This window comes from Candidatus Binataceae bacterium (assembly GCA_035294265.1).
Taxonomy (GTDB): Bacteria; Desulfobacterota; Binatia; order Binatales; family Binataceae; genus DATGLK01.
In genome coordinates, this window is the sequence record DATGLK010000052.1 from 15,771 (window position 1) to 33,552 (window position 17,782).

The 17,782-nt window shown below is 62.7% G+C and carries 16 protein-coding genes; 11 read left to right on the forward strand and 5 right to left on the reverse strand.

Annotated features, from left to right (window positions below):
• The first annotated feature begins 3 nt into the window (after window positions 1-3).
• The 3 genes from VKV28_09115 to VKV28_09125 are packed head-to-tail and all read left to right on the forward strand — an operon-like array spanning window position 4 to window position 3,770.
• A complete protein-coding gene (locus VKV28_09115) occupies window positions 4-1,230 on the forward strand; it encodes an MFS transporter (protein ID HLH76948.1) in 1,227 nt (408 codons plus the stop codon).
• A gap of 25 nt (window positions 1,231-1,255) precedes the next feature.
• Window positions 1,256-2,509, forward strand: coding sequence for an MFS transporter (locus tag VKV28_09120; GenBank protein HLH76949.1), 1,254 nt, complete (start codon window positions 1,256-1,258; stop codon window positions 2,507-2,509).
• Between the two features lie 28 nt (window positions 2,510-2,537).
• Window positions 2,538-3,770 carry an MFS transporter gene (locus VKV28_09125; protein ID HLH76950.1) on the forward strand — a complete coding sequence of 411 codons (1,233 nt, stop codon included), beginning with the start codon at window positions 2,538-2,540 and terminating at the stop codon, window positions 3,768-3,770.
• A gap of 45 nt (window positions 3,771-3,815) precedes the next feature.
• Here VKV28_09125 and VKV28_09130 read toward each other — a convergent pair whose 3' ends face one another.
• Window positions 3,816-4,421 (reverse strand): glutathione S-transferase family protein, encoded by a 606-nt coding sequence (locus VKV28_09130; protein HLH76951.1) that lies wholly within the window; start codon window positions 4,419-4,421, stop codon window positions 3,816-3,818.
• A gap of 358 nt (window positions 4,422-4,779) precedes the next feature.
• Here VKV28_09130 and VKV28_09135 point away from each other — a divergent pair, with 358 nt between their 5' ends.
• From VKV28_09135 to VKV28_09155, 5 genes are all read left to right on the forward strand, one after another.
• Window positions 4,780-5,685, forward strand: coding sequence for a CoA-transferase (locus VKV28_09135; protein HLH76952.1), 906 nt, complete (start codon window positions 4,780-4,782; stop codon window positions 5,683-5,685).
• 26 nt (window positions 5,686-5,711) lie between these two features.
• Window positions 5,712-6,479 carry a CoA-transferase gene (locus VKV28_09140; GenBank protein ID HLH76953.1) on the forward strand — a complete coding sequence of 256 codons (768 nt, stop codon included), beginning with the start codon at window positions 5,712-5,714 and terminating at the stop codon, window positions 6,477-6,479.
• Window positions 6,480-6,518: 39 nt separating this feature from the next.
• Window positions 6,519-7,523, forward strand: coding sequence for an LLM class flavin-dependent oxidoreductase (locus VKV28_09145; protein ID HLH76954.1), 1,005 nt, complete (start codon window positions 6,519-6,521; stop codon window positions 7,521-7,523).
• 44 nt (window positions 7,524-7,567) lie between these two features.
• A complete protein-coding gene (locus VKV28_09150; protein ID HLH76955.1) occupies window positions 7,568-8,581 on the forward strand; it encodes a DUF6282 family protein in 1,014 nt (337 codons plus the stop codon).
• A 61-nt stretch (window positions 8,582-8,642) separates the two neighbouring features.
• Window positions 8,643-10,292 carry a GMC family oxidoreductase N-terminal domain-containing protein gene (locus VKV28_09155; protein HLH76956.1) on the forward strand — a complete coding sequence of 550 codons (1,650 nt, stop codon included), beginning with the start codon at window positions 8,643-8,645 and terminating at the stop codon, window positions 10,290-10,292.
• Between the two features lie 47 nt (window positions 10,293-10,339).
• On the opposite strand, the gene VKV28_09160 is transcribed toward VKV28_09155, so the two are convergent.
• The 3 genes from VKV28_09160 to moaC form a co-directional block, all read right to left on the reverse strand.
• On the reverse strand, window positions 10,340-10,549 hold the full coding sequence (locus VKV28_09160) for a hypothetical protein (protein HLH76957.1): 210 nt from the start codon (window positions 10,547-10,549) through the stop codon (window positions 10,340-10,342).
• Window positions 10,550-10,693: 144 nt separating this feature from the next.
• Window positions 10,694-11,920 carry a class I SAM-dependent rRNA methyltransferase gene (locus tag VKV28_09165; protein HLH76958.1) on the reverse strand — a complete coding sequence of 409 codons (1,227 nt, stop codon included), beginning with the start codon at window positions 11,918-11,920 and terminating at the stop codon, window positions 10,694-10,696.
• On the reverse strand, window positions 11,902-12,432 hold the full coding sequence (moaC, locus tag VKV28_09170; protein HLH76959.1) for a cyclic pyranopterin monophosphate synthase MoaC: 531 nt from the start codon (window positions 12,430-12,432) through the stop codon (window positions 11,902-11,904). The genes VKV28_09165 and moaC overlap by 19 nt, the downstream gene beginning before the upstream one ends.
• Window positions 12,433-12,757: 325 nt before the next feature.
• Here moaC and trxB point away from each other — a divergent pair, with 325 nt between their 5' ends.
• The 3 genes from trxB to VKV28_09185 all read left to right on the forward strand — a co-directional run bounded on the left by trxB (window position 12,758) and on the right by VKV28_09185 (window position 17,157).
• On the forward strand, window positions 12,758-13,702 hold the full coding sequence (gene trxB, locus VKV28_09175) for a thioredoxin-disulfide reductase (protein ID HLH76960.1): 945 nt from the start codon (window positions 12,758-12,760) through the stop codon (window positions 13,700-13,702).
• Between the two features lie 107 nt (window positions 13,703-13,809).
• Entirely contained in the window at window positions 13,810-15,627 is a 1,818-nt protein-coding gene (locus VKV28_09180; GenBank protein HLH76961.1) for an AI-2E family transporter, read from the forward strand.
• 261 nt (window positions 15,628-15,888) lie between these two features.
• Window positions 15,889-17,157 (forward strand): YhjD/YihY/BrkB family envelope integrity protein, encoded by a 1,269-nt coding sequence (locus VKV28_09185; protein HLH76962.1) that lies wholly within the window; start codon window positions 15,889-15,891, stop codon window positions 17,155-17,157.
• On the opposite strand, the gene VKV28_09190 is transcribed toward VKV28_09185, so the two are convergent.
• Entirely contained in the window at window positions 17,154-17,780 is a 627-nt protein-coding gene (locus tag VKV28_09190; GenBank protein ID HLH76963.1) for a ribonuclease H, read from the reverse strand. The two genes, VKV28_09185 and VKV28_09190, sit on opposite strands and share 4 nt — an antisense overlap.
• Window positions 17,781-17,782: the final 2 nt, after the last annotated feature.

Below are 17,782 nucleotides of genomic sequence, written 5' to 3' on the forward strand. Positions count from 1 at the left end.
TCGTTGAAGCCTAAATTCGCCTGGCTGACGGTTGTTGGAGCATGGCTGGTATGCGCCCTGCTTTTTGGCTCCGCTATCCCTACTAGCGGTTTGTACTACCGCGCGGTCACGCTGGCCTTTCATACCAGCCGCGCCGGCGTCTCGCTGCTGACCAGCGTGGGCGCGGTCGGGATGTGCCTGGGCGCGCTCGTCTCTGGCGCGCTGCTGATCCGGTGGCCGGCTCAGCGCGTCATCATGGCCGGAGCGCTGCTGGAAGCGATGGGCTTCGTATTGGCCAGCCGCGCTCATAGCTTCCGATTGTTGTTGGGCGCCAACAGCCTGCTGGGCCTGGGGGTGGGAATTGGCGCCCTGATTCCGGTCTCCTTCATTATCGGCAATTGGTTTGGCACCGGCGCCGGCCTGGCGATGGGCTTGGCGATGACGGGAACATCGATCGGCGGCAGCGTGATGGCCCTGGTCATCAACTTTCTCCTAAGCCATTGGGGCTGGCGCACGGCGTACTGGGTGCTGGCGCTACCGGTCATGCTCATCATCCTCCCTCTTGGCTTGGTTTTGCGCGGGTCCCCGCCTCAATCTGTCGGCGCCGGCACCCCTGCCCCGCATCTGTACGGCCTGGAAGTTGGCGTGGCTCTGCACGGGCGAGAATTCTGGCTGATCGCGCTTTGTCAATTTCTGTTCGGTGCCGTGGCGGCCGGCATCCTGGCCCACTTGCCCTCTTACCTCCAAGGTCTGGGCTATCGCGCCGGGCAAGCCGCGCTGGCAGTCAGCGTGGCCTTGGGCATCACCGCGATCGGTAAGATTTCGCTGGGTTTGGTCGCCGACAGGATTGGTAGCCGAGTGACCGTGTCGCTGAATTTTTTGTTGGAAGGCATGGGAGTGGTGCTGCTCATCGGCGCCGCGCGCCCGGCCTTTTTGATCGCAGGGATCGCCTGTTACGGCGTGAGTTGGGGCGCTCCGCTAGCGTTGTTGCCGCTGCTTACCATCGAATCGCTAGGGCTCAAACGCTACGGCGCCATTTCCGGCCTGACCAACTTGGCCTTTACCGCCGGTAACGTGATTGGGCCATTGGCTGCCGGTCGGGTCTTCGATTTAACTGGCAGCTATCGTCCAGCCTTCGTGGCGATGGCGCTGGCGGTCATGATTGATGCAATGGCAGTACTCGCCTGCCGTCCGCTGGCCAGGGTTTCCCGCGGCGCGCTCGCCGCGCAAAGCAGCGCCGCGGTAATTTAGCGCGCTCGGAGAACAGAGGGATGCGATGACGCAACGGACCCGAGGATGGTTGACTGTGGCAGGATTATGGATCTCGCTGGCCCTGCTGTGGGCCACCGTGATCCCGACTACCGGCCTGTTCCTGGGCCCCATTTCGCAGGCCTTCCACACCAGCCGCGCCGCCGTCTCGCTTATTTCCAGCCTGCTAGCAGTCGGCGCCTGCGTGGGCGCTCTAATTTCGGGCTGGCTTATCGGCTTTGTCGACGCACGCCGCGTAATGCTCCTGGGCGCGCTCGTGCTGGTGTTCACTTATGTCGTGGCCAGCCAGGTCCAAAGCTTCTCCCACCTGCTGGTCTGCTATGTGATTCTGGGCATGGGAGTTGGAATCAGCACCTTGGTGCCGGCTTCCTTTATCGTCGGCAACTGGTTCGAGGAGGGCAGCGCCGGGATTGCGATGGGAATCACGATGACCGGTAATTCCGCCTCCTCCGCGGTCACCGTGATGCTCATCAACTACGCCATCACCCATTGGGGCTGGCGCCATGCCTATCTAGCCCTGGCCATTCCGATCGTGATCATCGAAATTCCCTTGATCACCCTGTTACGGCCGCGGCCCATTCGCGAGATGCCGGAGGGCGCGGCCAAGCTACCGCTGCCCTCGGAAGGATTCGAGCTGGGCCAGGCGCTGCGCACGCGCGAGTTCTGGCTTATCGTGGTTGGCCAATTCCTTTTCGGCTGGGTCGCCAATGGCATCCTCACTCACATGGTGCCCTACCTGCAAAACCTGGCTTACACCCGCAGCCATGCCGCCGAGGCTCTCAGCCTGGTAATGTTGCTGACCTCGGTGGGCAAAATTTCGCTCGGCTTGACCGCGGATCGCGTCGGCGCGCGCTGGGCGGCGGCGCTCAACTTCGCCATCGAGGCAGTCGGGGTAGCCTTTCTGATTGGTGCCGCGCGGCTCCATTTTCTGATCCCCGGCCTGATCTGCTACGGCCTGACCTGGGGCACGCCCCTCGCCTTGCTGCCATTTCTGACCATTCAATCCTTGGGTCTCAAACGCTACGGCGCGATTGCCGGCCTGACCAACGTTGCCTTCACCGCTGGCAACGCTTTGGGGGCGCTGGCCACTGGCTGGATTTTCGATATCACCGGCAGCTATGCCGACGCCTTCGCGGTGATGGCTGCCTTTACCTTCGTGGGCGTCTTTGCCGCCGCCGCCTGCCGGCCGCTGAGCCAGACCATGCCGCCGGGAGAGCGGCAAACTGTACGCGCCCGTCAAGCCGGCGGCGCGCCGCTGTAGCCGCGCAGCGCAAGCCCGGATGGGGACGATGAAACAGCGACACCGAGCCTGGCTGATGGTAGCCGCCCTGTGGCTGATCATGGCCCTGCTCTACGGCTCAGGCGCCAGCGTCACCGGCCTGTTCTACAAGCCGTTATCGTCTTTCTTTCATACCACCCGCGCGCAAATCTCGCTGCTCTCAAGCTTGTTTGGAATCGGCGCCTGCGTGGGTTCGCTAACTACCGGATGGCTGCTGGGGCGACTCAATCCTCGCTATGCGATGGCCTTGGGAGCCGTCCTGGAAGGCACGGGCTTCCTTCTGGCTTATCACGTCCACAGCTTTCACCTCCTGCTGCTGTGCTATGGAATGGTCGGTGCTGGCGTGGGGTTGAGCACGCTTATCCCGAGCGCGCTGATCGTGGGCAACTGGTTCGGCGCCCGACCGGGCTTGGCGATGGGCGTCGCTATGACCGGCCCGACTTTGGGCGGAAGCGTCATCGTGATGGTGATCAGTGCCAGCATGGCGCACTGGGGATGGCGCACCAGTTATCTGCTGCTGATGACCCCTGCGCTGCTCGCGCTACCCGTGATCTATCTGTTACGGAGCCATCCCGAAGGCGAATTCGCGCCGCGCCAAACTCACGCCACTCTGGCCCCTGGACTGGAAGTGGCGCAAGCGGTGCGCACTCGCGAGTTCTGGCTTATCGTGCTGGCGCAGCTGATCTGTGGCTCGGTCGCCAACGGTATCCTGGCCCATCTTGTCGTTTATTTGCAGGGTCTCAGTTATCCCACCCACCAAGCCGCCGCCGCGCTGAGCGCCGCGCTGGCCCTGACCTTTGTCGGGAAGATCTCATTAGGGGCCGCGGCCGATCATCTGGGCAGCCGCCTGACCGTGATGATCGATGCCCTGGTCGAAGCCAGCGCCGCGATTTTACTGATCGGCGCTGCCCGCGGCTTCATCCTGGTCGCCGCGGTCGGCGCCTTCGGCATTAGTTGGAGCGCGCCAGTGGCTTTGCTTCCGCTGCTGACGATAGAGTCGCTTGGTCTGCGCCGCTACGGCGGTATTGCAGGGCTAACGATGGTCGCCTACACCGCCGGTAGCGCGCTTGGACCCTACACCGCCGGGCGCGTGTTCGATGCTACCGCGGGTTACAATGCAGCCTTCATCGCCTTTGCCATCGCCGCGGTTACCGCCGGCCTCGCGGTCCAAGCATGCCGCCCCTTGGCTGTGATCAGTGCCGGCCTACCTGCACCGGCCCAACCCTCCGTCGTTGGTGCGTAGCAGTGTCCCGCCTCGTTGGCTGTCGAGGACGTGGCGCGGTGTTTTTCATGGCATTTTGAGAGCCTTTTGGTAAGCCTCGCGCTCCAGGCATCGATTGAGCCAGGAAGAAAGCGCTGGGTAGGCCGCCAGATCCACCTTGACCCGCGGCAGTGTGCGCAACATTCCAGCCACGTTAAGATCAGCCACGCTGAAGCTGTCGCCGATCAAATACTGGCGCCCGTTCAAATAGTTGTTGAGCACGCCCAGGGGATGGGCAAACTGTCCTTTGACCTGCTCCACCACCTCCGCCGAGCGCTGCTCGGGAGGCAAAATGACGGTGTGGCGCAGGACCAGCGCATAAGCCCATTCCACCTCGGTCTGACTCCACAACGTCCACTGGTAGAGCGTGGCTCGATCACCCAGAGTGGCCGGCCAGAAGGGCGCCTTACCGTAGGCTTCGGCCAGATGCATGTTGATCGCCAGCGACTCGAAAATGAGCTGACCGTTGTCCTCCAGCACCGGCACATGACCATTGGGATTGCGCTTTAGATGCTCTGGGGTGCGTGCCTGCCCCGGCAGCACCGGAAAATGCTCGAACTGCAAACCCAGTTCGTTGAGGGTCCACAAAACCCGCACGCTGCGCGACTGCGATGATCCGTAAAGTTTAAGCATCGGTTACGCTCTCCACTCTTCCCGCGATATACCGCCAGTGGCCATTAAATAGGATAGATCCGCTCCCGGTGGAAGAGCGGACACGGACGACCTTTGTTTATCGCCACTTGCCGCCGGGACCGCTTCTCGCTCCACTCCTCATTGCCGTGCACCACCGCGTACGGGCAAACTGCTGTTTCCCACCGCCCCAAGCGCCAAGTCCTTCGCATATGCTCGCCGACTCGCCGCACCAACTCGACGGTGGCGAGCGACTGCGTTGACCGCGGTCGTTTTACGCAAGCGCGGAGCCGTGGTAGGATTGCCGCGATTTCAGCCTAGGACGCCTTGTGGCACGCCACAAAGCCCGAAAGATGTGCCATTGACCGACAAGGTAAAGAGTATAGCCGAAGTCGTCACGGCCATTCCCGACGGCAGCCATATAGCCTTGGGCGGGTTCGCGATCGCGCGCAATTCGATGGTGGCGGTCCACGAACTGATTCGCCAGGGAAAGCGCGACCTGACCGTTTCCCAGGCCGTAATGGGGATGGACACCGATTTGCTGGTGGGGGCCGGCGCGGTCAGCCGCCTGATCGCCGGCGGCGGCTCTCTCGATCGCTTCGGACGCGTCGAATGTGTCAACCGGGCGCGCGCTGGCAGCACCCTAGTCGCCCTTGACATGAGCAGCCTGTCGGTGACTTTCGCTTATCTGGCCGGCGCGCTTGGGCTGTCCTGCATTCCGATCAAATCCTTGATGGCTTCTGAGATCGAGCGCCGCTTGCAGGCCGGCCCCGGCGCCGAGATGTTACGTGATTTCACCTGCCCCTTCACCGGCGAACAATACCTTTTGCTGCGCGCCCTTACCCCCGAAGTCGCCTTCGTCCACGTCCAGCGCGCCGATCGCCAGGGGAATGCGCAGATCGACGGCCCCCGCTGGGAAAACGAAGAAGCGGCCAAAGCCGCGCGCCAAGTGGTGGTGGTCACCGAAGAGCTAGTTCCCACCGAGATTATTCAGCAACAGCCCGAACGCACCCTGATTCCCGCCCATCGGGTCGGGGCGGTCGTCCATCAGCCCTTCGGCGCCCATCCCAGCGCCGTCTTTCGCTGCTACGATTACGACGCGCGCCACCTGGAGCTGTACGTTTCGCATGCCCGCGCGGCCGATCGGATTGGCGTCTACATCGACCGCTTTGTAAGGGACACGCAAGACTTCTGGCAATACCTGGAGCTGGCGGCCGGCTTCAAACATCTGGAGAGCCTGCGCGCGGATCGAGTGCTGGGCTACTGAAATTTTCCGGCGCGACGAGTCAGACAATGGCGCAAGTGCGAGGAAGCGAAATCATGGCGGCGGCGGGCGCGCGCGAGCTGCGCGATGGCGAAGTGGTGGTGGTGGGAATTGGCCTGCCCCAGGTCGCCACGATCCTGGCACAGCGCACCCACGCTCCAGGCCTGACCACGCTCTTGGAGATCGGGGTCACCAACATGAGTCCGATCGACACGCCCGCCGGCCTGGCCGATTCGCGCATCTTCTATCGCGCCACCTGCTGGAGCGGCTTCGTCGACATCTTCGGCATGAACTTGCATCGGGGCGTGGTCGATGTGGGCTTTTTAGGCGCCCTGGAGGTCGATGGCCAGGGCAACATCAACACCACTCTGCTCGCCGAGGAAGGCGGCCGGGTTCGCTACTTCAACGGCAGCGCGGGCGGCAACGACGTGGCTTCGCTGGCCCGCCGCGTGATCGTGATCATGCGCCACGAAGCGCGTAAGCTGCCGGCCGCGGTAGCCCATCTGACCAGCCCCGGCTTCGGCCAGGGCCAGAGCCGCGAGATGATGGGGTTGCGCGGCGGCGGGACCTACCGCCTGATTACCGATTTGGCCGTGATCGGTTTCGATCCTCAGGGTGGCGGCGCGCAACTGCTCTCGGTCCATCCCGGAATTGATCCGGAACGGGTACGCGCCAACACCGGCTTCGCCTTGCGCATCGTACCGCCGGTAGCACTCACCCCGTTGCCTACCGAACATGAACTGCGTTTGCTGCGCGAGGAGATCGACCCCAAGGGAATCTACCTGGGTGCGAGCTAAAGCCGCGCCGGGCGCGACGCTTAAGGTCAAGGAGGAGCCGTGCATTACGATATCGAGCTCAATTCCGCCGCCCATTATCCGGTGGCTGGGTTGCTGGAACTGGCGCCTGCGGTTGAGGCCGCGGGCTTCGGCGCGTTTTGGAAAGGCGAGTCCAACAGCACCGACCCACTGGTGCTGATAAGCGGAGTAGCGGCGCGCACCCGCACGCTCAAGGTCGGCACCGCCATCTATCACATCTACGGCCGCAGCCCGGTCACGATGGGGATTCAGGCCGCCACCTTGCAGGATATGTCGGGCGGACGGCTGCTACTGGGACTGGGCGTGGCCAACAAGACTATCGCGGGCTGGCATGGAGGTACTTTTGATCGGCCGCTGAAACGAATGCGCGAGTATCTGGAGATTGTACGCAAGACCGCCGCCGGCGAGCGGGTCGAGTATCAGGGCGAGGTCTATTCCACCGGCGAGCGCTTCCAATTGTCTTGGAAACCCGCCCATACCCATTTTCCCATTTACCTGGCCGGACTCAGTCCGCGGATGCTGCGCCTGGTGGGACGCATCGCTGACGGCATCTTCATCAACATGGCGATTCCCTCCAAGATCAAGGAGCTGGCCGAGGCGGTGCGCGAGGGCGCGCGCGAGGCTGGACGCGATCCCAACCAGATCGAAATCATCGCCAAGGCGCGGGTCTCGCTCAATCCCAATCGCGCTACCGCGCGCGGCCGCCTGCGCCAGGTGTTGACCTTCTACAATATCGCCGACTACTACAGCGATATGCTCAAATCCTCGGGTTTCGAGCCCGAGGTAAGCGCGGTTCAGGCGGCCTTTCGTGCTGGCGGCTTCAAGGCCGCGATGGCTAAGCTAACCGATGAGTACATGGACAAGTTGCCGGTGGTGCCGGGCACTTCGATCGCCGAGATCAAGGAGCGGCTGGCCCCCTTCGAGGCCGCAGGCGTGACCCGCCTGGTAACCCCTTACGTGCCCGCCACCGACGACGTGATTGCAGACGCGCGCCGCTTTATTGAGGCTTGGGGCCGCCAAGCCTGAGACGCGGAGCCCAGATCAACCCCTACCCTCACGAGGATTTACGAATGTGTGATTTCGCCGCTGATGCCGCCGCCGCCGAGCAGCTCCTGGTCGGACGCGTACTTACCGTCAAGCGCGTGCGCGAGCTCAACGCCAAGGATTACTTCTACCAGATGCTCAAGGACAACCCCGAGATGCTCAAGATCTATCCGGGGATCGAAAACGAGCTGCTGGTGGGCGCGATCGATTGCCATATTCACGCCTATCCTGATTTTGTCCATCGCTCCCAGGACATGATTCAGATTGGAATCGATGCCTCCAAGGCGGGGATGCGCGCGCTGGCCTTCAAGGATCATTGGAATATCAGTTGTAACGCCGCCTACCTGGCCCAGCGCCACCTGGACTACCTGGTCGAGAAGGGCGAGTTGACCCATCGGGTAGAAATCTATGGCGGCAGTGGCACCTGCTTCGGGATGAATCCCGAGGCGATCCGGGTTGCGCTCCAGTATCCCAACTTCAAGATGATTTGGTTCCCCACCTTCACTTCACTCGGCTTCTGGCGCGGCGCCGGCCATCCCGAAAAGGGGCGCGTGCGGCTGGTCGCAGAAGATGGCAAGGTACTGCCCGAAGTGGTCGAGATCATGGAGATGGCGACCGAGAAGAAGGTCGGAATCGGGTTTGGCCACACCGATTTCACCGAGCTTTTGCCGCTAGCGCGCAAAGCCAAAGAGATTGGCGTGCGCGCGACCTTGGACCATCCGCTGCTGGAACTCAACAAGCTGCTGCTTGACGAGATGAAGCAGCTCGCCGACCTGGGGATTTACGTCGGCACCTACTGCCAGCCGATGATCCCCAGCCTCTACCAGCCAGTGGCCGATCCGATGGAGACCATCCGCACCATCAAGGAGATCGGCGCCGATCGCTGCATCATCGGCAGCGACTTCGGCCAGGTCCTGCACATGGACAGTATCGACGGGATGCGAGTGTTTATCCGCGCTTTGCTTGCTTTCGGGATCAAGCCCGAGGAGGTCAAAGTAATGCTACAAGACAATCCCGCCAAACTGATGTGGCTAGACTGAACGCACTTTAGTCAACGGCGCCCGCAAACGCGGGCGCCGCGCGCGCCGGTACAGAACGAACATGAGGCAGGACAGCCATTACGATTACGTAATCGTGGGCGCAGGTACCGCCGGATGCGTGCTGGCCGAGCGCCTCAGCGCCGATTCAGCCCTGCGCGTGTGTATCCTGGAGGCCGGCGGCCAGGATCGCGATCCGCTCATCCATATCCCGATCGGCCTGGGCAAAATGCAGCAGCATCGCTTGCACGATTGGGGCTATAACAGCGAGCCCGAACCGGGACTGGACAATCGCTCAATCCCGGCGCTGCGCGGCAAGGTGCTGGGTGGCTCCTCCTCGATCAATTACATGACTCATGTGCGGGGTAACGCTGGCGATTACGATCGCTGGGCGGCGAATGGCTGCGCGGGTTGGTCATACGCCGAGACTCTGCCCTACTTCCGTCGTTACGAGCGCTGGGAGGATGGCGAAAATTTCTGGCGTGGCGATCATGGTCCGCTAGGCGTGCGCCGCCTGCCCAACACCGATCCCTTTTTCGAGGCGCTAATCGCGGCGGCCGGCGAATGTGGCTTTGATAGCAATCCCGATTACAACGGCGAGCGTCAAGACGGCTTCGGCCGTACCGAATGCACTCTGCGTAATGGGCGCCGATGCAGTGCGGCGGTGGCCTTTCTCCATCCCGCGCTGCGGCGCCCCAACCTGACCTTGCATCGTAACGCATACGCCACGCGGATTTTGATGGAGGGGCGGCGCGCCGTGGGCGTGGAGTACCTCGCCGGCGGCGAGCCCTCGCGCATCGTTGCCGATCGCGAGGTAATTGTCGCCTCCGGAGCGTACAACTCGCCCCAGCTCCTGATGCTTTCGGGAATCGGCCCCGCGGATCATCTGCGCGACGTGGGGATCGTGCCGGTGGTCGATCTGCCCGGCGTGGGCGGCAATCTGCAGGACCACCCCGCCGTCTCACTGTTCTTTCTGCGCCAGACCCCGGGACCGTTTCACGCCCTGATGCGGGCCGATCGGGCGGCCTTGGCGATGCTCCAGGCGTACTTCTTCGGCTCCGGCCCGGCCACCGCGATTCCTGGCGGCGTGACCGGTTTTCTCAAGACTGGCGGCGCCAATCTGGCCGTGCCCGACGTGCAATTTTTCACCCGCTCCACCGCGCTCTTCGCCGACGTCTGGTTTCCCGGCCTACGCCAGCCCTATATCGACGGATTCGCCATCTCGCCCGTCCTGCTCCATCCGCGCTCGCGCGGCCGCTTGAGCTTGCGCTCCGGCGATCCCAGGGACAAGCCCCGCATCCTGCAGAATTTCTTTGTCGAGGAAGAGGACCTGCGCACGTTGCGAGAGGGCGTGCGCATCGCGCGCGAGCTGGCTGGCCGCGCCCCGCTCAAACCCTATCGCAGCGGCGAGAAGACTCCTGGTGGGGAAGTCGCCAGCGCCGAGGAAGTCGCAAATTGGATGCGGCGGACGGCCTTTTCCGCCAATCATCCATGCGCCACCTGTGCGATGGGCACCGATGAGCAGGCGGTGCTGGATCCGCAACTACGGGTGCGCGGGGTCGATGGCTTGCGGGTGGTGGATGCGTCGGCGATGCCCGATCTGACCAGCGGCAATATCAACGCCTGCGTCCTAATGATCGCCGACAAAGCCAGCGACCTGATCCTGGGTCGCCCTCCCCTCCCCCCCGCCGCGCTCCCGCCTGCACCGAGATAAAATGTTGCTGTCGAACCTCACTGGTCAAGGTACCGCTCCAGGTCCTCTTACGTGAGAACGCCTTTTTGCTTGGCCTTTCGGCTCCAGTAACGTTGCGCCCCCTTCAGTTCACGCTTGAGGCGCTCCGCCCTGCTGCGGCGCAAGGCATCCTGAATCACCGCGCTGAGCGTTTTGCCCTCGGCGCGCGCGGTTTCCTCCGCCTCGCGCGAAAGCTTGGCGGGAAGCGAGATGGTCTTTTTCACTGCTGTGGTGGACATCTCTAAACCCCGTTTGCACCGCAGTACGGATAATTCCTTAGCAGAAAGACTGTGGTAGCGCACAACGCGGACCGCACGGTTGGCTGGCCAGACCGAATTTCCTTAGGCATCGATTAAGTAACCGTTTTCCGGCCTGGGCCGGACTCAGTCCAGCGAAGACAGCAGAAAACCGCTGAGGTAGCCGCCTTCAACATGGCCCAGGAGGGTCGGATGGTCGGGTCCGGGGCCCAGGGTGGCGAGCAAGCGCAAATTGGCCCCGGCCTGGGTTTGCGCCACCCGCACGGCGCGCAAAAAATCATCGCCGCGCAAATGGGTGGAGCAGCTAAAGGTCATCATCATCCCGCCGGGGGCCAGAGCGCGCATCGCGATTGCGTTGATCTCGACATAGCGATGTTCGGCCTGGCGCACGTCCTGGCGGCTGCGCGCCAGCGGCGGCGGATCGAGAGCGATCAGATCAAAGGCGCGCGGATGCTGGGCCAGATAGCGCGGGAGGTCGGCGGCTAGCAACTCATAGCGGTCGGCCTCGATACCGTTGAGTTCGAAGTTGCGCCGCGCCCAGGCCAGCGCCCGGCTGGAAGTATCGACCGCCACCACGCTTTGCGCCCCGCCCTTCATCGCGGCCAGGCCGAAGCCACCGCCATAGCAATAGCCATCGAGCACACGGCGACCGGCGGCGAGTTGGCCGAACCAGCGCCGATTGACCCGCTGATCCAAAAAGGAGCCGGTTTTCTGCCCGTGATAGGGGTCGACGACGATCGGCCAGCCGTTCTCAAGCACGCTCACTTCGCCCCCGCTCTCGCCCGCAACCAGTTCGACGCGATCGGGTAGGCCTTCTTCCTTGCGCACGGCGCCGGCGCTGCGCTCGATAATCGCGCGGGGAGCGATCAAAGTGGTCAGTTGCTCGATGACAAGCGGGCGCAAGCGCTCCATTCCGGCGGTCAGGATCTGGAGTACCAGCACTTCGCCGTAGCGATCGACGACCAGCCCGGAGAGACCGTCGCCGTCGCCGTTGACCAGGCGATAGCAGGAGGTGTCCGAGGCTACCATCTGCTGGCGCAGCGCCAGTGCCTGGCGCAGCCGGAGCGCAACGATCTCGCTTATGTCGCCCTCGCCATCGAAGCTCAGCATCCGCACGGCGATGGTCGTGCGCGGATGGTAATAGCCCTGGCCGAGCGCCGCTCCCAGGTGAGCGTGCACGCTCACCACACTGCCGGAATCGAGTGCGGCGGGTTCGACACGTTCGATCGCGTGGGAAAAAATCCAGGGATTGCGCCCGCGCACCGGCCCCTCGCGCCCCGGCTTGAGAATCACCCGCGCAACCGTTGGCGGGGCAGTCCCCAGCCCCGTGGGCGCTAAAGCGTGACCGGCCATGACCGCTCTCCCGGGCGGCGAAACTTACCGCTGCGCCCCCCTTCCTTGCCGACCAGGCGCACTTGCTCGACCACCATCGCACGGTCGATCGCCTTGGCCATGTCGTAGATTACCAGCGCGGCGACGCTGGCCGCGACCAACGCTTCCATCTCCACCCCGGTACGCGCCTGAGTGACGGCGCGCGCCTGGATCTCCAGCCGCGAATGCTCCGGATCGGGCTGAAAGTCGATCTCCACGACGTCCAGAGGAATCTGATGGCACAGTGGAATCAGCTCGCTGGTGCGCTTAGCCGCCATCACTCCGGCAATTCGCGCCGCCGCCAGCGCCTCGCCCTTCTTGAGCGAGCCGCCGAGGATGGCGCTGAGGGTCTCCGGTTCCATCCGCACCGCGGCGCGCGCCAGCGCGATCCGGCGGGTGGGCGGCTTAGCGCCGACATCGACCATCCGTACCCGCCCGCGCGGGTCCATGTGCGTTAGCGCCGATTCGGGCGGCGGGGCGGCACGCTCACGCATTCGGCGCGCCGGCGACATTTTGACCCTGGGCATCGTGATTATTGAAAACCTCGCTTGATCTTACCCTGCTAGGCTGCGGAAAAAGTCTCCGCAGCACTCTCTCTTATCTCCCCCTTGGTCAGGGGGAGAAGATTGAGCAAAGCGGCCATCTTTTACGCAAAGTGCTACTTTCAAGAGTGCGCATCGGCCTAGCCGGAGTGGTTTTTTCAGCACCCTGCTGATCGAGAGAGCGGGCGCTGCTTGCCCGCGCCGGCGCCGCTAGCTATCCCTAAATGCCTGGGTAGGCGCAAAGCAACCGAGCGCCGCTCAGGCTAGGATCTATAGCATGGCTCAGCAAACTTATCGCGTCGTGATCGTCGGTTCGGGGCCTGCCGGCCTGACCGCGGCTTTGTATAGCGGGCGTGCCAATCTGGCACCATTACTCATCGAAGGGGCCCAGCCGGGCGGACAATTGACCATCACTACCGAGGTAGAAAACTATCCCGGCTTCGAGCAGGGCGTGCAAGGGCCCGAGATGATGGAGATCTTTCGCCGCCAAGTGGAACGCTTCGGCACTCGCTTTGTAGCAAGCGAGGTCACGGCCGTGGATCTGCGCCGTTACCCGTTCGTGCTGAGCGCGGGCGAGGAGGAGATCCTGGCCGAAAGCCTGATTATCGCCACCGGCGCCTCTGCCAAGCTTTTAGGACTGGAATCGGAACGGCGCCTGATGGGATACGGGGTAAGCGCCTGCGCCACCTGCGACGGCTTTTTCTTCAAGGACAAGCGAGCCCTGGTAGTGGGCGGTGGCGACACCGCGATGGAAGAAGCCACCTTTTTGACCAAATACTGCTCTCAGGTCACGGTGATCCATCGCCGCGACCAATTGCGCGCCTCCAAGATCATGCAGGAGCGTGCGCGCGCCAATCCGAAGATCGATTTCATCTGGGACAGCACGATTGAACAAATTCACGGCGAGCCCGACCAGACCGGCGTTATCGGCGCGACTTTGCGTAACTTGAAGACCGGGGCCAAGAGCGAGTTGCCCACTGACGCGGTCTTTATCGCGATCGGGCACAAGCCCAACACCGACCTGTTCGTGGGCCAGCTTGATATGGACGAGGTGGGCTATCTACGGGTGCGTCCCGGCTCGACTTATACCAGCGTGGAGGGGGTTTTCGCCGCCGGCGACGTGGCCGACCGGGTCTATCGCCAGGCGGTAACGGCCGCGGGCACCGGCTGCATGGCGGCGATCGATGCCGAGCGCTGGCTGGAGGCGCATCGCGGCCATTAAAGCGGCCGGCCACACTGCTTGCTTGCCGCGGATTGCGCTTGCCCCATACAATCAAGATACGCGCAAGCCTTGCGGTCTAAAACCCAACTCCCCGCGCAATGCGAAGGATGGATGATCTGAGCAACGGCTCCGGCCTCGATCCCGCCGATAGCGACGAAAGTCAAAGCCATAACGGCTGGCGCCACGCCCTGGCATTGCTGACTGCCGCAACCGTCTTGTATGTAGCCAGAACGGTCCTGATTCCGGTCGCGGTCGCCTCGCTGCTGACGGTAGTACTGAGCCCATTGGCCTCGCGTCTGGAGCGTGTGGTTGGGCGCGCGCTGAGCGCGGCGGTGCTGGTTCTGCTCTCGCTGGCGATCGTCAGCGGCGCGGCTTATTTCTTCACCGACGAGCTATCGGGCGTGATCCACGAAGTCGCCGGTTATTCGGACAACATTACGCGTAAAGTCCAAGCCCTCAAACATATCGCTCCCTCCTCCTTGGGCCAGATCGAGCGCCTGGTCGCCACCGTGCGCAGCCAAGTCGAGGGCCCCAACCCTCATCACCGGATCCAAGTGGTGCAGATGATGCCCGAGCCCAAGAGCATCTCTGCGCAGCTGTCGCCCACCCTGCCGGTGCTGGGCGGTCTGTTCCAGAGCTTCATGGTGATCGTGCTGATGTTCTTTCTGCTCTACGATCGGGCCAGCTTGCGCGACCGCCTGGTACGCTTGGCCGCCCGCGCCCGCATCCCGGTAGCGGCCAAGGCGCTGGACGAAGCCGGCGAACGCATCAGCCGCTACCTGCTGTTCTACGCTTTGATCAATTTCTGCTTCGGTTTGTCGGTGGGGCTGCTGTGTTGGGTGACCGGGTTACAGCGGCCGCTGCTGTGGGGAACATTAGCCTTTTTTCTGCGCTTTATCCCTTACATCGGTGCAATCACGGCCGCCTTGCTGCCCACCTTGGTCGCGATCGCGGTCTTTCCTGGCTGGTGGAAAGCCCTGGCGATAGTCGGCATCTATACCGGTATCGACCAGTTTACCGCTCAGTTCATCGAGCCGGTGGTAATCGGTCACGGCGTAGGCGTGTCGCCGGTGGCGATGCTAGGTTCGGCGATTTTCTGGGCTTGGTTGTGGGGACCAGTGGGGCTGGTACTTTCCACCCCGTTTTGCGTCTGCCTCAAGGTGGCTGGCGATTACATTCCGTCCCTGGGCTTCTTCTCGATCCTGCTGGGCGAAGACGAGCAGCTGGAGGGCTACCACGATTATTATCGCCGCCTGCTGGAAATGGATCTGGATGGCGCGCGGGCCTTGGTGCAGCACTTTTGCGATTTGCACGGGCTGCAGGAAACCTTCGCCAAGATGCTCGCGCCCGCGCTCGATTTGGCCCAACGCGAGCGCGCGCGCGACAATATCACCGCCTCCAGTTACCGCCTGATCGAAGACATCTCGCGCGAACTGGTGATTCAGTTGGGTGAGCGCTTTCCTAAACCGCAAAGCGCGCCGCGCCTGCGTATTCTGGGAGTTTGGCCGCTTGAGCAGACAACGCCAGTGATGCTGACGATGGTACTACAGCTCCTGCGTCTTGATGGCTTCGCGGCTGGCCTGCCCCCGGGCGACGCCGTCAAGAGTTCCGACGATCTCGTCCGGTTCGTCAGCTTGCATCGCCCGGACTTGATCTGCATCGCCTGGAGTAATGAAGAACAACTTGGCGCGGTTGAGGAATTAGTTCACACTCTGATGGCCGGTCCAGGCTCGGCAATCGTCGGGATGGGACCCAGCGATCCCGAGCAGCGCCAGGAACTGAGGCGAGCGGGCTGTTTGCGGGTATGCGACGACGCGGTGGAAACCCGCCGTGCCATCTGGCGCTTGGCGGCTAGGCGTGAGCGCGGGCGCAAGGACGGGTTGGGCGGCGCTTTCAGTGCAGCGGGAGGCTGGAGACCAAAATGACCTGTGAGTTCAACGTCGTTGCGCCGCCCAGCGTAGCTGGATACCCAAGCGCAAAACGATGGTGGCTAGGCGATTTTGGCACTCGCTCGCTGCTTGTCGGCGACGCCGGCCTTTGCTATGGCCAAGCCCGGTGCTCGCGCGCCAGACGACCACAACAGCGCCGACACAAGCTACACGAGATGCGTCCTACCAGCGCGCTTCATCCTGCCATTCTCACTTCAGCATTTCGGCTGGCGCCAACCGGAAAATAGCCCGATATTCATGAGTTTCTATAAAGGCGGCGTGAGTCTCGATATAGTTGAACTGAGGGCGGCGTTCAGCAAGCCGGCGCTCGTAAGCATGGCGCAAAAGAGCTGGGGCACCGCGCGCCTGGCAGCCGCGAATTTCATCGCCAATAACGATCTGCTGTGGGCCTCCGCCCTGACCTATACCGTCATCCTGTCAATCATACCCATGCTGGCGCTGGCTTTTTCGGTGTTGACTGGTCTGGGCGGCGCCGATCGCCTGCGCGAGATGCTCACCACCTACCTCGCCTTGGGCTCGCCCGACGTCGTCAACTACATCATGCATTTCGTGCGTAACATCAATTCCGCTACCTTGGGCTCGGTGGGCGGCGTAGCTCTACTGCTGACTGTGCTCTCCACTTTGGGTACGATCGAACTAGCCTTCAACACGATTTGGCAGGTGCCCTCGGGCCGCAGTTATCTGCGCAAGTTCGCCGACTATCTAAGCGTCGTCTTCACGGTCCCGCTCATCCTGGTGGCCGCGCTGGCGGTAACCGCCCACGCCACCACCAATCTGCATCGCGTACCCGGGATGGCGCTGCTGGTGCCCTTCCTGATTCTCTGGCTGGGCTTCTTCTTTCTCTTCGTTTTCTTCCCTTACACCAAGGTCAAATGGAGCGCGGCGGCGATTGGGGCGCTGGTCAGCGCGCTGCTATTCCAGTTTGCCCAGTTCGCCTACATCCACTTCCAGGTTGGAGTTTCTAGCTATCGCGCGATCTATGGTGCGCTGGCCACAGTGCCAATTGTCCTGGTGTGGATTTACGTTGGTTGGAATATCGTCCTGTTCGGAGTCGAGGTTTGCTTCGCCTTGCAAAGCGGACGCAACCGCGCCCCCGAATTAGTCCATTCCCCGAGCTTCATGCGTTACGCGGTATTGCTAGTGATGCTGCGCCTGACCGAACGCATCTATGGTAAACAGTCCGCGATCACTGGCCAAGGCTTAGCGGCGGAGCTGGGGATCAGTCAGACTGCGCTGGACCCGATAATCCAACGCCTCAAGGAAGCTGGTTTGGTGCTGGAGAGTGAGGCCTCGCCTGACGCCAAGACTCCCGTTGGGCTGTTTCTGGCCCGCGCCCCCGATCACGTTCGACTGGGCGAGGTACTGCAGGCGGTAGATGCTGATGGCCATTCCGCGCAGCAAGGCGACCCCCGCATCGCACCGGTCCTGACACAGTTAGCCAGCCTGGAGGTCGACCAACTAAACGCCTTGACCCTGGCAGACCTCGATCGCGGCGGTGCTGGTTAATCCTGTCGCTCCTGACTGTGCGGCTCACTACGTTGCTTGAGCTGACAGGCGACGTGATTGCAGTAATCCTGATCGCGGGCGACAAATCGTGCGCCGCATCCCAGGCATCGACGTACCTGCTCGCCTTCTCTCAAAAGTGGGGCCAGCTCGTTGGACATGTCATTGACGGCTACGGGCGCGGTCTCGACCGTCTTGCGAATTGCGGGCGACTTGCGTTGGGCGACCGCCTGGGCTTGCGCCAACGCGATCCGATCGGCGCGCTGGTTGTACTGGTCCACGCTGTGGCCGCGAACCCATTCCAGCTTAACCTCGCGTTGGCTTAACTCGCGGTCCAGTTGCTCCCACAGGTCTGTGTTGGCGTTGCGCCGCCAGCCTAGGTTGACCGACTTGACTAGATATTCGCTATCGCTGCGCAGCATCGCGCGCGCGCCGGACGGCAACCGGCGCAGCCCCTCGATCGCCGCGGTCAACTCCATCCGATTGTTGGTGGTATGAGGATGGCCACCGCCATCCTCGGTCAGCTCGCCGGCTTGGTTGATAATCACTACACCCCAACCACCGGGTCCGGGGTTACCCAGACAGGAGCCATCGGCGTAAACCAGATAACTTTCGGCCGCCTTCATCC

What these genes read in the sequence shown, in the direction of transcription:
- trxB (HLH76960.1), top strand. Translation starts at nt 12,758, where the DNA reads ATGGCTCAGCAAACTTATCGCGTCGTGATCGTCGGTTCGGGGCCTGCC.
- VKV28_09155 (HLH76956.1), top strand. Translation starts at nt 8,643, where the DNA reads ATGAGGCAGGACAGCCATTACGATTACGTAATCGTGGGCGCAGGTACC.
- VKV28_09130 (HLH76951.1), bottom strand. Translation starts at nt 4,421, where the DNA reads ATGCTTAAACTTTACGGATCATCGCAGTCGCGCAGCGTGCGGGTTTTG.
- VKV28_09150 (HLH76955.1), top strand. Translation starts at nt 7,568, where the DNA reads ATGTGTGATTTCGCCGCTGATGCCGCCGCCGCCGAGCAGCTCCTGGTC.
- VKV28_09125 (HLH76950.1), top strand. Translation starts at nt 2,538, where the DNA reads ATGAAACAGCGACACCGAGCCTGGCTGATGGTAGCCGCCCTGTGGCTG.
- VKV28_09180 (HLH76961.1), top strand. Translation starts at nt 13,810, where the DNA reads ATGGATGATCTGAGCAACGGCTCCGGCCTCGATCCCGCCGATAGCGAC.
- VKV28_09185 (HLH76962.1), top strand. Translation starts at nt 15,889, where the DNA reads ATGAGTTTCTATAAAGGCGGCGTGAGTCTCGATATAGTTGAACTGAGG.
- VKV28_09140 (HLH76953.1), top strand. Translation starts at nt 5,712, where the DNA reads ATGGCGCAAGTGCGAGGAAGCGAAATCATGGCGGCGGCGGGCGCGCGC.
- VKV28_09120 (HLH76949.1), top strand. Translation starts at nt 1,256, where the DNA reads ATGACGCAACGGACCCGAGGATGGTTGACTGTGGCAGGATTATGGATC.
- VKV28_09160 (HLH76957.1), bottom strand. Translation starts at nt 10,549, where the DNA reads ATGTCCACCACAGCAGTGAAAAAGACCATCTCGCTTCCCGCCAAGCTT.
- VKV28_09165 (HLH76958.1), bottom strand. Translation starts at nt 11,920, where the DNA reads ATGGCCGGTCACGCTTTAGCGCCCACGGGGCTGGGGACTGCCCCGCCA.
- moaC (HLH76959.1), bottom strand. Translation starts at nt 12,432, where the DNA reads ATGCGTGAGCGTGCCGCCCCGCCGCCCGAATCGGCGCTAACGCACATG.
- VKV28_09190 (HLH76963.1), bottom strand. Translation starts at nt 17,780, where the DNA reads ATGAAGGCGGCCGAAAGTTATCTGGTTTACGCCGATGGCTCCTGTCTG.